The sequence below is a fragment of the Rhizobium sp. LARHSG275 genome, assembly GCF_052871115.1.
The window spans coordinates 89019-104175 of sequence record NZ_JBIXJN010000014.1; the positions used below are offsets into that span (position 1 = coordinate 89019).

Consider the following 15157-nt stretch of genomic DNA (forward strand, 5'->3'; position numbering starts at 1 on the left):
GATTGCTATGCCCGGTCGGCCGGATAGGGTGTACGGAACAAGAGCACCAGTCCGCCGGCAAGAAACAGGATCAGCGTTGCCATCCCGAGCCGCGGTGATCCGCTCATATAGGTCACCAGCGAGAAGAGCAGCGTCGCCATGAAACTCGTGGCGCGGCCCGAAAGCGCGTAGATGCCGAAGTAGCGGCCGGCTTCCTCCGGACTGACGCTGCGGGCAAGATAAGAGCGCGACGAGGCCTGCACCGGCCCGAAGGCGAGCCCGATCAGCAGACCATAGAGGATATAGGCCTTTTCCGCCGCAGTGCCGAAAAGGCCGCCGGAATCGGCCGTCGGCAGCGGCATCAGTCCGAACAGGGTGTAACCCGGTCCTGTCGAGATGATGCCGATGGTGGCGAGAAGCAGCATGGTGAGGCTGATGACGACGGTTACCTTCGAACCGACGCCCTTGTCGACGCGGCCGGCAATCAGGCAGCCGAAGATCGCGACAATATTCAGGATGATGCCGTAGATACCGATCTCGATCGTTGCCCAGCCAAACATACCGGCTGCGAAGATACCGCCAAGGATCAGCAGGCCGTTGACGCCGTCCTGATAGATCATGCGGGCGATGAGGAATGTCAGGATGCCGCGGCGCTCCCGGAGTTCGCTGAGCGTGTTTCTGAGTTCCCGCAAGCCGGAGCGGACGGCGGTGCCGAAGGGAAGACCCCTGCCGACATCCGGCGTGAAGAAGAACATCGGCAGGATGAAGATCAGATACCAGACGGCCGAGATCGGCCCGGTGATGCGTGCATCCTGACCGGTCTGAGGATCGAGGCCGAATAGCGGATCGAGGCCGAGGATGGTCTTGCCGGTCTCAGGGCTCGCCGCCAAAAGCGTCACGACGGCAATGAGCACGATGATGCCGCCGAGATAACCGAGCCCCCAGGCGGTGTTGGAGAGCTTGCCGACCTCGTGCTTGCCGACCAGGTGCGGCATCATCGAATCGTTGAAGACGATCGAAAACTCGGCCGAGATCGAGGCGAGGATCATGAAAATGACGGGATAGACAACAGGCGAACCGGGGGCTGCGAACCAGAGGCAGAAGAGGCTGGCGATCTTGATGATCGCGAAGAAGCCGATCCAGGGTTTGCGCGCGCCGGACTGGTCGGCGATCGAGCCGAGGACGGGTGAGAGCAGGGCGATGATCACCGAGGAGATCGTCGCCATGTTGCTCCACGTCGTCTGGGCGGAAACCGGGTCATCGGTCAGGCGGGAAACGAAATAGGGTCCGAAGATGAAGGTTGTGACCACGGTAAAGAAGGGCTGTGCTGCCCAGTCGAAGAACATCCACCCCCAGATGCCCTTCTCGGTGGCCTTCGGCGGCTGCGTTCCTGTCCAGTCAATGCGATTCAACATCCGCTCCTTGTTTTGACGCGGACTGTCTCACCTCGCCCGGTCGCGCGCAAGATCGGTGAGGATACCTGCAGCAACGGTAATACGCGCGAGATTGGGATCGCCGCCGTCGCTGAGGCTTGAAAGCTCCTCGAGGATACGGTTGATGCGGATGCGATCCTGGGCATGCCAGGCTTGTACGGGAAGCTTTTCCTTGCCGTGATCGGAAAGAGCCGAGATGACGATGTCGCGTCTTGCGCTGGCGATCTGATCGATGCTGCGGGCAAGCGCCAGATTCTCATAATGGTCGGAGGTGAGGATCCGCCCGCCCGCCGCCAGCAATCTGCCGATACGGAAGGTCTGCGACACCGCGAAGTAGTTTTCGGCCGCGCGCACCAGGGGCTCGCCGGTACGCTCGGCGATCTGCATGATCTCAGGCACCAGCGCGAAGCCCTGGAGGCCGGCGATCTCGGCGCCAAGTTTTTCGGGCACGCCGGCCTGACTGTATTCCGCCTGGCGCGCTGCAACATCGCCGCCCGCCTGTTCGGCGAAGGCAGGCTTCAGCTTCTTCAAGGCAACCTGCAGCCGGCTAATCACTTCTGCCATATCCGCCTTGGTCATCCCGGTCTTCAGGAGCAGGCGCGTCAATACGGTAAAGCTATGGCTGATCTCCTCATAGATACGGTTCTGCATATCACCGGAAACCTTGCCGTCGAGAGCATCTGTTTCGGCCCAGAGCCGGGTCAGGTCGAAACCGTCGCGGGCAACGATCGCGGCGCGCACCACTTCTGGAGCCGAAGCCGCCGTCGCGTCCATCATGGCGACGATGAAGCTCGGCCCGCCGCGGTTGATCGCTTCGTTGGCAAGTACGGTCGCGACGATCTCGCGCTTCAGGCGGTGGCTGGCGATATCACCGGCGTTCGACTTCTGCATCTTCACGGGGAAATAATTCATAAGCGTTGCGATGAAATAGGGATCGTCAGGCAGGTCGCTTGCGGCCAGCGCATCGAAGAGCACGATCTTGGCATAAGACACCAGCACGCCGATTTCCGGCCGGGTCAGCGGCTTGCCGGCCGTATAACGTTCGGCCAGCGTTTGGTCGTCCGGCAACGTCTCGACCTTGCGGTTCAGCTGGCCAGCGCCCTCGAGCACGCTCATGAAGCGGCCAAGCTGCAGACCGTTTGCCGTGCCCTTGCGTTCCGTCAGGGAGATTGCCAGCGACTGCAGGTAGTTGTTGCGCAGCACCAGGGTCGCTACCTCGCCCGTCATCGAGGAAAGAAGCTGGTCGCGTTTTGCGCGCGTCAGGCGTCCGTCATGCATGGCGGCTGCCAGCGCGATCTTGATATTGACCTCGACGTCCGATGTGTTGACGCCGGCCGAGTTGTCGATGGCGTCGGAATTGCAGCGCCCGCCCTTCAGTCCGTAGGCGATGCGGCCTTTCTGGGTAACGCCGAGGTTTGCGCCCTCGCCGATCACCTTGGCGCGCACCTCCACCGCGGTGATGCGGATCGGGTCGTTGGCGCGGTCGCCGACATCGGTGTCGGTTTCGGACGGCGCTTTCACATAGGTGCCGATGCCGCCGAACCAGAGCAGGTCGACCGGGCTCTTCAGGATCGCCATCATGATCTCGAAGGGCGTCGCCACGGCCTTGTCGATGCCGATCGCGGCAACCGCTTCCGGCGTCAGCGTGACCGATTTCGCTGCGCGGGAAATGAGCATCGCACCCTTCGACAGCACGTTTCTGTCGAAATCCTGCCAGCTTGAACGCGGCAGGTCGAAGAGCCGTTGGCGTTCGGCCAGCGTCTTTTCCATATCGGGGTCGGGATCGATGATGATGTCGCGGTGATCGAATGCGGCAATGAGCCGGATCTTGGGAGAGAGCAGCATGCCGTTGCCAAAGACGTCGCCCGACATGTCGCCGACGCCGGCGACGGTGAAGGGCGTCGCCTGGATATCGATGTCCATTTCCCGGAAATGGCGTTTCACGGTTTCCCAGGCGCCGCGGGCAGTGATGCCCATCTTCTTATGGTCGTAACCGGCCGAGCCGCCGGAGGCAAAGGCATCGTCCAGCCAGAAGCCGGCTTCCTGTGCCAGTGCATTGGCGGTGTCGGAGAAGGTCGCGGTGCCCTTGTCGGCGGCGACGACGAAATAGGGATCGTCGCCATCGAGCCTGACCGTATCCTTCGGCGGCACGATATCGGCGCCCGATATATTGTCGGTGATCGAAAGCAGCGTACGGATATAGGTCTTGTAAGCCTCGCGGCCTGCATTGAAGATCTCGTCGCGGCTGCCGCCGACGGGAAGCTTTTTCGGATAGAAACCGCCCTTGGCGCCGACCGGCACGATGACCGCGTTCTTGACCTGCTGGGCCTTGACGAGGCCGAGCACTTCGGTGCGGTAATCCTCTGCGCGATCCGACCAGCGCAGGCCGCCGCGCGCCACCTTGCCGAAGCGCAGGTGCACGCCTTCTACTTCGACGCCGTAGACGAAAATCTCGCGGAAGGGTTTCGGCTGCGGCAGCCCGTCCACCAGATGCGGATCGAGCTTGAAGGCCAGCATCGGCTTCGGCGAGCCATCCGGGTTCTTCTGGAAATAATTGGTGCGCAGCGTCGCATCGACGATATTGACGTAACGGCGCAGGATACGATCGTCGTCGAGGCTCGGCACGTCGGCAAGCTCGGCTTCGATCGCCTGGTGCAGTTCGGCAAGCTTCTTGACGCGAGCCTTTTCCGAAAGCGTGGTGTCGAGCGTGTCATGGAAGAGACGAAAGATAGCAGCGGCGACACCAGGATATTTGTCGAGGGTCGTTGCGATATAATCCTGCGAATAGGCGATGCCGGCCTGGCGGAGATAACGCGCATAGGCACGCAGAACGTTCGTCTCGCGCGCGGAGAGACCGGCTGAAAGGATCAGCCGGTTGAAGCTGTCATTGTCGATCGTCCCGGCGAAGGCGGCGACGAAGCCTTCCTCGAGGGCGGCGCCGTAACGCTGCAGATCGATCTCTCCGCCATTGCGGGCCTCGAGTTCCATATCGTGCAGCACGACGAGTTTCTTTTCTCCATCGGCGGCCGGTACCCCGATGTCGAAGGTGCGTTCGCTGACGACATTGAAGCCGAGATTCTCGAGAAGCGGCACGCGGCGCGACAGCGCCAGCTGGCCGCCGGCGTGAAAGATCTTCAGCGAAAGGACGCGGCCCTGTTCTTCCTGACGATGGTAGAACTGGATGCGCAGCGGCTCGCCGGCGGCGCAGGCGCCGATATCGGCGAGGTCTGCCACGGTTTCCTCTGGAGTGAAGGAATCCTGGAAGGCTTGGTCGACTGATATCTTCGGCGCCTTGGCCCCGGCCAGCGCCTCGAAACGGTCGTCCCAGCGGGCGGTGATCTCGCGGATAACCTGCTCGAGCTTTGCCTGCGGAATGCGTGGCGTCTTACCGCCGGAGCGGCCGATGATGAAATGCACGCGCGCCACGCCCCCTTCCGGGAAAGCCGGGTAATAGGCAGAGACACGGCCGTCATAGACAGTCTTCAGATAGGTGCCGATCCGTTCGCGGACGATCGAGTCGTATTCCTCGCGCGGCACGTAGACGATCACCGAGACGAAGCGGTCGAAATGGTCGATGCGCGGCAGGACGCGCACGCGCGGCCGATCGGCCAGGTCGTTGATCTGCTCGGCAAAACTTGCGAGCAGCGTCGTGTCGATCTGGAAAAGGTCGTCGCGCGGATAGGATTCCAGCGTGTTGTCGAGCATGCGGCCCGAATGGCTCATCGGATCGAAGCCGAAATGTTCCTTCACCTTCTCGATCTTGGACCGCAGCAGCGGGATTTCGGAGGCAAGCGACGTATAGGCCGTCGAGGTGAAAAGGCCGACGATGCGCAGTTCGCCGGTGACGTTGCCCTCAGCGTCGAAACGTTTGACGCCGACATAATCCATATAGGCGCGGCGATGGACGATCGATTTCACATTGGCCTTGGTGACGATCAAAAAGTCGGGGCCGTCGAGGAAGGCGAGGATCTCAGGCGTGGTGGTCACAGCGTCCTTGCCCGTGCGCAGCACCAGAACATCGGGATTGGAGAGGATGCCGAGGCCAGCACCCTTGTCGCGCTCAACCTTGGCGTCAGCGCCTTTGCCCGAATAGACATATTCGCGCATGCCGAGAAACGTAAAATTCTCGTCGCGCAGCCAGGTCAGGAACGCCACGGCCTCGGCATGTTCGGCCTTCTTGCGGCCGGCGGCATTGGCCGAAAGCTCGGCGATCACCCCGTCGAGCTTGGCAAGCATCGGCTTCCAGTCGGACACCGAGAGGCGGACCTGTTCGAGCACTTTTTCGATGCGTTTGACGAGGTCGGCCGCCTGGGCGGAATTGAGCGGCGCAACATGAAGCTGGATATGGCTGACGCGGTTGGCCGGATCGCTCGGGTGATCGGCAGAATAAAGCGCCGGCGCCTTGCCCTTCTCCATGACCAGGATGGGATGCACGGCCATGAACAGGTCGCGATAGGTGCTCGTCACTTCGCCCATGACCGATTCAAACAGAAAAGGCATGTTCTGGTCGGTGACTGACAGCACCGAGACCGCGATGCCACCAGGCGTCACATCGGCAATCGTGTCGATGCTGACGCGGGGCGCCTTGCCGTTCCAGGCGGCGAGTTCCTTTGCCGAATGCACGGCGGAGAGTGCCAGCATTTCTGGCGTATAGAGTTCGAGATCGTCATTGCTTGCCCGGCCGAAGAGAATTGCCGGATCGAGATGCGCCTCGCCTGTCGCCTTGGCGATCTTGCGCGCGCTTTCGATCTGTTTTTCCCGTTTCGGATTGTTTCTGGCAGCCATGGATCGCCTCCCTCAATGTCTGATTTTTTGCAAGCTAGCAGAAGATTCTTCGAAAAAATCTCTAAAAGAGAGGTCCGAAGGTTTGTTTTGACGCTTTATTGGCGCTGGAAACGAGAGTTTGTAAGAAATTTTCCGATTTCTTTGCCAAACGAAAGCGAAAGTCGCGTTTTCCGGTTTTTCGTTCCGCCGGACATTTCCATGCTCGCGTGAAGAATGGTTGACAGCGTGGCGTCAAAAAGATCATCAAACGCGGTCATCATTCGGATCTTGGGTATCATGTCGGAAAATGCAGCGGGCGCAGTCATCGTCATTTCGAGCCATGTCGTCCGGGGCTCGGTTGGCAATCGGGCGGCTGTGTTTGCATTGGAGACGCTCGGTCATCCGGTCTGGGCCCTGCCGACCATCGTGCTGCCCTGGCATCCCGGCCACGGCCGCTCGACACGGCTGACTTTCGCCGAAGCGGATTTCGACGCGGCGATCGACGATCTGATCCGCGCGCCGTGGATCGGCGAAGTCAAGGCAGTGCTTTCAGGCTATTTCGGCAATGCCGCCCAGGCGCGTTCCGTCGCCCGGCTGATCGGCGCGCTCAGGCAAAACAATCCCGAGCTGCTCTATGTCTGCGATCCCGTCATGGGCGATCTCGGCGGCCTTTATGTGCCGGAAGCGACCGCAGAGGCCATTCGCGATCATCTCATTCCGCTCGCGTCGCTGGCGACGCCGAACCGCTACGAGCTCGCATGGCTTTCGGGGGCGGCCCTCGAAGACAATGGCACGATCATGGAGGCGGCGCTCGCGCTCGGACCATCGCGCATGCTCGTCACTTCAGCCGTGCCGATGATGGCGGGCGGTACCGGCAATCTTTATCTTTCCGGTCGCCACGCGCTTCTTGCCGAGCACCGCGTCGTCGAAAACCCGCCGAATGGTCTCGGCGACCTGCTGGCCGCCGTCTTCCTGTCGCGCCTGCTTTCCGGGCTCGAGGACGAAAAGGCGCTGCAGCTTGCCACCGCCAGCGTCTTCGAGGTTCTTGCGCGTGCCGTCAAGCGCGGCAGCAACGAGTTGATGCTGGCAAGCGATGCTTCCAGCCTTTCGACGCCGATGGCCATGGTGCAGATGCGCCGGCTCATGCACCCGGCGCAGCGGCGGAAAAAATGACTCATTTGCCGATATGTTCATTTTGCAGTGCAGCAGTTGATCTTGTCTTCCGCGCGCGCTAATCCAGAAAGCATGCAGCGTTTTCCAACACCTCTTCTGGACGGCTATCGCAACTTCATGAACGGGCGTTATGCTGACGCCCGCGACAGGTATCGGCAGCTTGCCGAAAACGGTCAGGACCCCCATACGCTTGTCATTGCCTGTTCGGATTCCCGCGCGGCACCGGAGCTGATCTTCGATGCCGGCCCGGGCGAGCTCTTCGTCATTCGCAACGTCGCCAACATGGTGCCGCCCTACGAGCCGGACGGCCATTTCCACTCGACCTCGGCCGCGCTCGAATTTGCGGTACAGGCGCTGAAGGTCTCGGATATCGTCGTGATGGGCCATGGACGCTGCGGCGGCATCCGCGCAGCGCTCGACCCGAATGCCGAACCGCTGTCGCCTGGCGATTTCATCGGCCGTTGGATGTCGCTGGTCAGACCGGCCGCCGAGCAGATCCAGAGCAACGACGTGATGACGGCGGCCGAGCGGCAGACGGCGCTTGAGCGTGTCTCCATCCGCAATTCGATCAACAATCTCAGAAGCTTCCCCGACATCAAGGCTCTCGAGGAAGCGGGAAACCTTCATCTCCACGGCGCCTGGTTCGACATTTCGACCGGTGAACTCTGGGTCATGGACGCCGAGACTCGCGACTTCATTCGTCCCGAAATCTAGGGACATGCCGGTTTATCAGTTTTTTAACTCGCCGTTAATTGGTCGCGCACGACGTTTTGATCAGCGTGGCGATTGTCCGGCGGCGGCTTTGATTCCCGCGTATGAAAAACGCCGCATATCGCAGCGGCGTTTCGAGTATTCTTATCGATGAGAGCCTATCTGCCGTCGATCTGCTGACCGATATAGGCGATCGCCTGCTGGTAGACGCTGGCGGCGTTCCAGCCTTGGATGGCGACGAAATTCGGCTCTCCGGGCTGATAGCCGGCGCCGGCGCGCCAGCCGTGGCCCTTGAGGAAATTCGCGGTCGAGGCCAGGGCATCGGCGCGGGAACCGACCATGTCGACGCGGCCGTCGCCGTCGCCATCGGCGCCGAAGCGCACGACATTGCGCGGCAGAAACTGCGTCTGGCCGATTTCACCATGGGCGGCACCCTTGGCCTGCGGGCTCAGATAGCCCTCGGAGACGAGCTGGAGTGCTGCATAGAGCTGGTCGGTGAAATAGTCCGAACGACGGCAGTCATAGGCAAGGGTCGAAACAGCCGACAGCGTATGCTGGTTGCCCATATAGCTGCCGAAACCGGTCTCCATGCCCCAGATCGCGATCAGCGGGCCGGCCGGAACGCCGAAACGGCGCTCGATCGAGGCAAAAAGTGCCTGGTTGGCGGCCTTCATGCTGCGGCCGCGGGAGATGACGGCGGCCCCGCCGCGCTTCTGCATGAAAGCGTCGAAGGAGAGCTTGAAGCTCTTCTGGCCTCGGTCGGCGGCAATTGTCGGCCTGTTGTAATTGACGTTGGCGAAGGCGCGGTCGAGGACCGAGCGGCTGACGCCGTTTGCCGCTGCTTCCTGCTTGAAGTCGGCGACCCATGCACCGAAACCGCTGCTATTATTGCCGCATTGAGCGCCCTGGGCCGCTGCCGGCAGCGCGTGGAGGACGCCCGCCGCCGTAAACGCCGCCAGAAAGAATGTTGTCATGCGCATGAGAAACCCCGCTTCCGATCTACTGAAGCGCGCCGCGGCCGATCGGGGCCATGCGACGCGCTCAAAGTCTTCGTTCTGTTCATGTCGCTGTCCCGAACCGCTGCACGGTTTTGGACGGCATGCTTTGGCTTGATGCCGGGCAGAATGCCAGCCGAAGGCGATGTTGTCACGACCGCCTTTTTCAGCAAGCGCTTATGGACAGAAGCGTCCACAATTCGGCAAAAAGCCCTGCCTTCATCATTAGCAGGGCTTTAGCATATTATGGTTTACAAATGGTATCAGGCGGCCTGCTTTCGCGGCTTGACGAGACCACGATTGACGAGCAGCTCGGCGATCTGGATGGCGTTCAACGCAGCACCCTTGCGCAGATTGTCGGAGACCACCCAGATGTTGAGGCCGTTTTCGACCGTTGCGTCCTCGCGGATGCGAGAGATGTAGGTCGCATCCTCGCCGGCGGATTCATATGGCGTGATGTAGCCGCCATCCTCGCGCTTGTCGATGACGAGGCAGCCCGGTGCATCGCGCAGGATGTCGCGGGCCTGATCGGCAGTGATCTCGTTTTCGAATTCGATGTTGACCGATTCCGAATGACCGATGAAAACCGGCACGCGCACCGCCGTGCAGGTCACCTTGATCTTCGGGTCGAGCATCTTCTTCGTCTCGGCCAGCACCTTCCATTCTTCCTTGGTGTAGCCGTCCTCCATGAAGACGTCGATGTGCGGGATGACATTGAAGGCGATACGCTTCGTGAACTTCTTGTTCTCGATCGGATCGGCGACGAAGACGGCGCGCGTCTGATTGAAGAGCTCGTCCATGCCGTCTTTGCCGGCGCCGGAGACCGACTGGTAGGTCGAGATGACGACGCGCTTGATCTTGGCGAAGTCGTGCAGCGGCTTCAGCGCCACCACCAGCTGGGCGGTCGAGCAGTTCGGATTGGCGATGATGTTGCGCTTGGTGAACTGGCTGATGGCATCCGGGTTCACTTCCGGCACGATCAGCGGCACGTCGGCGTCGTAGCGCCAAGCCGAGGAATTGTCGATGACAATGCAGCCCTGCTGGCCAATCTTCGGGGAGAACTTCTTGGAAATCTCGCCGCCGGCCGACATCAGGCAGATGTCGGTATCGGAGAAATCGTAATTCTCCAGATTGGAGACCTTCAGCGTCCGGTCACCGAAGGAAACCTCGGTGCCCTGCGAACGCGAGGAGGCGAGTGCCACGACCTCATCGGCGGGGAAGCCACGCTCCGAGAGGATGCTGAGCATCTCCCGGCCAACATTTCCGGTCGCTCCCGCAACTGCTACTTTGAAACCCATTTCTCAAGCTCTCTTTCTCTTCTCTCCTCTTGTCCGGTGAGGGGAAAGGCGCGATCAATCGCGTCTTCCTGTCCCCAGCCGAGCCGGGGAGAGAGCGGCAGGCCAGAGACGTCAGACGGTTTTCGTCGTCGTTTTGGCCTTGGTTTTGGCAGAAACCGGAACGGCAATATCCACCCCGGCAACCCGTGCCCGGTCATTGCATTCGGCAATTGCGTGTTCGTCGCGAACCATGGAGATTCCTTTTCCGGTGTTGCTCTTAGAAGGTTCTCCACAGGAGTCAAGGTTTTTGCGCTCAGAGCCTGCAGATGAAAGCGGCGGCCGCAATCCTGCGACATTTTGTCATGCCGATGTCATCCTCGGGAGGTATCCCGGCCGGGTTGTTAATGTCTGCAACGAAAACGGGGGTTTTCCATGCGTACGCTTCTCGCCGCCTTTGCGGCCACCACCATCCTTGCGGGCGCCGCTCAGGCGACGACGGTCTATCCGCTTGATCGCGCGACGATCCTTGCCGGTTCGCCGTTCGATTTCAAGGTCGAGCTCAACAAGCAGGTCAAGCCCGAAGACGTGAAGATCACCGTCAATGGCCAAGATTACAAGGCCGTCCTCGGGGGCGAGGCGCAGTTCGTCGAACTGGAAAAAGGCAAGGACGACAAGGCTCTCGGCTCCGCTATCTTGCTGCGTGGCCTGAAGATTTCGGCTCCGGGCGACTACAAGATCGAAGTTGCGGCCGGAGACGAAACGAAATCCGTCACCTGGAACGTTTACGAAACAGCCGCCCAGCCGAAGGCCAAGAACATCATCTTCCTGCTCGGCGACGGGCTTTCCGTTGCACATCGCACCGCTGCCCGCATCATGTCCAAGGGCATGACCGAAGGTAAGGCGAATGGCCGCCTGAATATGGACGATCTCGATCGCATGGCTTTCATCGGCACGTCGGCGACGAATGCCGTTGCCACGGACTCGGCCAACACCATGTCCGCCTACATGACGGGCCACAAGACAGCCGTCAACGCGATCGGCGTTTATGCGGACCGTACGCCGGCCTCCCTCGATGACCCGCGTGTTGAAACCTTCGCAGAAGCCGTTCGCCGCCTGACCAAGAAGGCGATCGGCATCGTTGCAACGGCGGAGGTCGAAGACGCCACGCCGGCTGCGGTCGTATCCCACACCCGCAACCGCGGCGACAAGGCCGACATCGTCGGCATGCTGCTCGACATCAAGCCGGAAGTCCTGCTCGGCGGCGGCTCGGCCTATTTCCTCGGCAAGGAAGTTCCCGGTTCCAAGCGCAAGGACAATCAGGACTACATCAAGCTGTTCCAGGATGCCGGCTACAAGCTTGCGACCGACAAGAACGAGCTCGCAGCCAATGCGTCGGCTGAAGGCAATCTCCTTGGCCTGTTCCACACCGGCAATATGGACGTCACGCTTGATCGCGAGTTCCTGAAGAAGGGCACCGTCGACAAGTTCCCGAACCAGCCGGGTCTCGTCGCCATGACCAAGGTTGCGCTCGACCGCCTCTCCAAGAATCCTGATGGTTTCTTCCTGATGGTCGAAGGTTCCTCGATCGACAAAATGTCCCATCCGCTCGATTGGGATCGCGCCGTCATCGAAACCATCGAATTCGACCAGGCGATCGGCGTTGCCCGCGAATTCCAGAAGGCCCATCCAGACACGCTGATCGTCGTCACCGGCGACCACACGCATGGCGTATCCATCATCGGTACCGTCGATGATGAAAAGCCCGGCACGGAAATGCGCGAAAAGGTCGGGACCTATGCCGAAGCCGGCTTCCCGAACTACAAGGACGAAAACGGCGACGGTTACCCCGATAAGATCGACGTCAGCCGCCGACTGTTCCTGAGCGCCAACAACGGCCCCGATCACTACGAGACCTTCCGTCCGAAGCTTGATGGTCCCTTCGTTCCGGCTGTCCAGAACGAAAAGAAGGAATATGTCGCCAACGAACAGTATAAGGATGTTCCCGGCGCAGTCTTCGTTCAGGGCAATCTTCCCAAAAGCAGCGAGAGCGGCGTCCATGCGGTCGACGACGTCGTTCTGCAGTCGGCAGGTCCGGGCGCCGAAGGCTTCCATGGTTACATGGAACAGAGCGACGTCTATCGCGTGCTCGCCGACACCTTCGCTCTCGGCGCCAAGCAGACGAACTGATCTGCCGATCCGGCCAGGCCGCTTGCCGGCCTTGTCCCTTTCATCGATCATGGTCCTGGCCGTTCAGCGGCCGGGATTTGCTTCTTGGAGGTCGCTATGGAAACAGTTTCTTCGTTGCATCTCAGCCGCCGCCGGCTGATCGGCGCCGCCATTATGCTTCCCCTCACCGCTTCCCTCGTTCGCGCTGCCGATTCTTCGCTTGCGTTCGGTGAGCTCTACGGCAAGTTCGGCGTGCTCGGCCTTGAATTCTCCGACAAGGTGAAGCGCCTTGCCGGTCAGGACATCAGTATGAAGGGCTTCATGGCGCCGCCATTGAAGGCCGAGGCCCAGTTCTTCGTGCTTACCGAAGTGCCGATGTCGCTCTGCCCCTTCTGCTCCTCGGATGCGGACTGGCCTGATAATATCGTGGTCGTCTATCTCTTGGAGAAACAGACCTTCGTGCAGTCGCGCCAGACGATCGAAGTGCGCGGCACGCTGGAATATGGTTCGTGGACGGATCCGGACACCGGCTTTGTCAGCCTGCTGCGAATCCGCCAGGCCGAATATTTCGCCGTCTGAACCGATATGCTCGCTCTCGATATCGAAAACCTGACCGTCACCTTCCCGGGCCTGTCCTCGCCGGCACTGGCGATCGGTCGGCTGTCGATCGATGCAGGCAGCAGGGTCGCCATTACAGGCGCGTCAGGCTCCGGCAAGAGCACCTTCGTCAATATCGTTGCCGGGCTGGAGCGGACACGGCAAGGCCGCATCCGCTGGAACGGCGAGGATATCGCGAGTTTTTCAGAAAGCCGGCGCGACCGGTTCCGTGCCGCCAATATCGGCCTGGTCATGCAGGAGTTCCATCTCTTTCCCGGCCTGTCGGCGGTGGAAAACGTGCTGCTGCCGGCGCGGCTCGCCGGCGCTGCCACAGTTGATGTCATCGAGCGGGCGCATGCGCTTTTGAGCACGGTCGGTCTTTCCCGACCCGGCCAGAAAATCGAAACCATGTCACGCGGCGAGATGCAGCGCGTGGCGATCGGCCGAGCGCTGCTGCGCAAGCCCGGCGTGATCATCGCCGACGAGCCGACCGCAAGCCTCGATGCCGAAAGCGGCGAGGCGGTCGGCGATCTCATCCTCGATCTGGCCATTGCCGAGGGCAGCACGCTGATCGTCGTTTCACACGACCATCGCTTGGCCAACCGCCTCGACCGGCGCATCACCTTCGGTTCCGGTCGGATCAGCGAAGATTCCGCGACGACGGCGGGAGAGGCTGCATGATCCGCTTCATCTTTTCCGATCTTCGTCGCCTCTGGGCGGGGTCGCTGGTGGTCGTGCTGCTCGTGGCGCTTGCGACCGCGCTTGGCGTTTCCGTCGTCCTGCAGGAGCGGGCGCTTCGCCTCGGCAGCGCCCGCGCTGCCGACAAGTTCGATCTTGTGATCGGCGCCGGCGGCAGCGAGACGCAGCTCGTACTGTCCTCCGTCTTCCTGCAGCCCTCGCCGCTGCCGCTGATGCCGGGCGAGGTCCTGGGCAAGCTTGCCGCGGATCCACGGGTCGATTGGGCAGCCCCGATCGGCTTTGGCGATTCCTTCTCCGGCTATCCGATCGTCGGCACAACGACCATGCTGGCGCAGAACCTGTCCGGCGGTCTAGCAGAAGGCAAGATTTTTGCGCGCGAGGGCGAGGCGGTGATCGGCTCGGCCGTCAAGCTGCCGCTCGGCGGCGAGATCAAGCCGATGCACGGATCGCTGGAAGAGGGCGGCGAGACCCATACCGAGCTCGTCTATCATATCGCCGGCCGTTTACGGCCGACCGGCACCACCTGGGACCGAGCGATTCTCGTTCCGATCCAGGCCGTCTGGCACATCCATGGCATGGAGGCGGAGGAGCATGCGGAGAATGGCGCCGAGGCTCTACATGATCATGAGCATGAGGAAGCCAGCGCCGATCATGGGCATGGGCATCACGGGAAAGCCGATCCCGATGCCGCGCTTGATGAGAGCTGGACTGCGGAAGCTCCCGGCCTTCCCGCCATTCTCGTCAAGCCGAAGACGATCGCCGATGCCTACAAGCTGCGGCAGGACTATCGCAGCGGCAATACCGTCGCCGTCTTTCCCGGCGAGGTGCTGACCAATCTCTACGCCACGCTCGGCGACGCCAAACAGATCCTCGTCGCGGTCGCCTCCGGCGCGCAAGCTCTCGTCGCAGCCTCGCTGGTGCTGGTCACGGTCATCCATATCGGCCAGCGCCGCCGTCAGATCGGCGCGCTGAGGGCCTTCGGCGCCCCGCGCGGCGCGATTTTCGGCATCGTCTGGCTGGAATTCTTCTTCCTGGTGGCAATTGGCATCGCACTTGGATTCGCGCTCGGTTATGCCGCGGCCCTCATCTTGTCCGGCATGCTCTCGCAAACGAGTGGGGTCGCCATGCCGGTCGGCTTCGCGCGGGAAGATGCCGGGCTTGCGGCGGTGCTGCTTGCCTTTGCCACAATTCTTGCCGCGCTGCCGGCAGTGCTCGCCTACCGGCAATCGCCGGCGCAGGCGTTGAGAGCGTAACGGTCCACAGCACAATCCGCGGTGAAGCCTTCTTCCAAACCTCCGGCAGCTCCATCGTCACCGCGGTGGCGAGCTTGATGCGCATGACAAAGCGTGGCGCCATTAGACTA

General features: G+C 61.4%; 11 protein-coding genes. 6 read left to right on the top strand and 5 right to left on the bottom strand.

Annotated features, from left to right (window positions below):
• Positions 1 to 5 precede the first annotated feature (5 nt).
• Positions 6 to 1394 (bottom strand): MFS transporter, encoded by a 1389-nt coding sequence (locus ACIPSK_RS20145; protein ID WP_170258010.1) that lies wholly within the window; start codon positions 1392 to 1394, stop codon positions 6 to 8.
• A 27-nt stretch (positions 1395 to 1421) separates the two neighbouring features.
• Positions 1422 to 6197, bottom strand: coding sequence for an NAD-glutamate dehydrogenase (locus ACIPSK_RS20150; protein WP_162114971.1), 4776 nt, complete (start codon positions 6195 to 6197; stop codon positions 1422 to 1424).
• Positions 6198 to 6473: 276 nt separating this feature from the next.
• Here ACIPSK_RS20150 and pdxY point away from each other — a divergent pair, with 276 nt between their 5' ends.
• Positions 6474 to 7349, top strand: coding sequence for a pyridoxal kinase PdxY (pdxY, locus tag ACIPSK_RS20155; protein ID WP_162114972.1), 876 nt, complete (start codon positions 6474 to 6476; stop codon positions 7347 to 7349).
• A gap of 72 nt (positions 7350 to 7421) precedes the next feature.
• The gene (locus ACIPSK_RS20160) at positions 7422 to 8063 is read left to right on the top strand and encodes a carbonic anhydrase (protein WP_162114973.1); all 642 of its coding nucleotides are present in this window, start codon (positions 7422 to 7424) and stop codon (positions 8061 to 8063) included.
• A 155-nt stretch (positions 8064 to 8218) separates the two neighbouring features.
• Here the strand turns inward: ACIPSK_RS20160 and ACIPSK_RS20165 are convergent, their stop codons facing one another.
• From ACIPSK_RS20165 to ACIPSK_RS20175, 3 genes are all read right to left on the bottom strand, one after another.
• Positions 8219 to 9040 (bottom strand): lytic murein transglycosylase, encoded by an 822-nt coding sequence (locus ACIPSK_RS20165; RefSeq protein ID WP_162114974.1) that lies wholly within the window; start codon positions 9038 to 9040, stop codon positions 8219 to 8221.
• Between the two features lie 278 nt (positions 9041 to 9318).
• A complete protein-coding gene (locus ACIPSK_RS20170; protein ID WP_162114975.1) occupies positions 9319 to 10353 on the bottom strand; it encodes an aspartate-semialdehyde dehydrogenase in 1035 nt (344 codons plus the stop codon).
• 111 nt (positions 10354 to 10464) lie between these two features.
• Positions 10465 to 10677, bottom strand: a complete 213-nt coding sequence (locus ACIPSK_RS20175; protein ID WP_446532961.1) for a hypothetical protein — start codon at positions 10675 to 10677, stop codon at positions 10465 to 10467.
• An 87-nt stretch (positions 10678 to 10764) separates the two neighbouring features.
• Here ACIPSK_RS20175 and ACIPSK_RS20180 point away from each other — a divergent pair, with 87 nt between their 5' ends.
• The 4 genes from ACIPSK_RS20180 (at position 10765) to ACIPSK_RS20195 (ending at position 15047) form a co-directional block, all read left to right on the top strand.
• Positions 10765 to 12519, top strand: a complete 1755-nt coding sequence (locus ACIPSK_RS20180; RefSeq protein WP_162114977.1) for an alkaline phosphatase — start codon at positions 10765 to 10767, stop codon at positions 12517 to 12519.
• Between the two features lie 96 nt (positions 12520 to 12615).
• Positions 12616 to 13077 carry a hypothetical protein gene (locus ACIPSK_RS20185; protein WP_017966035.1) on the top strand — a complete coding sequence of 154 codons (462 nt, stop codon included), beginning with the start codon at positions 12616 to 12618 and terminating at the stop codon, positions 13075 to 13077.
• A gap of 6 nt (positions 13078 to 13083) precedes the next feature.
• The gene (locus tag ACIPSK_RS20190; protein ID WP_162114978.1) at positions 13084 to 13776 is read left to right on the top strand and encodes an ABC transporter ATP-binding protein; all 693 of its coding nucleotides are present in this window, start codon (positions 13084 to 13086) and stop codon (positions 13774 to 13776) included.
• Positions 13773 to 15047: an FtsX-like permease family protein gene (locus tag ACIPSK_RS20195; RefSeq protein WP_162114979.1), complete on the top strand. Its 1275-nt coding sequence runs from the start codon at positions 13773 to 13775 to the stop codon at positions 15045 to 15047. Before ACIPSK_RS20190 ends, ACIPSK_RS20195 begins: the two co-directional genes overlap by 4 nt.
• The last annotated feature ends 110 nt before the right edge of the window (positions 15048 to 15157 follow it).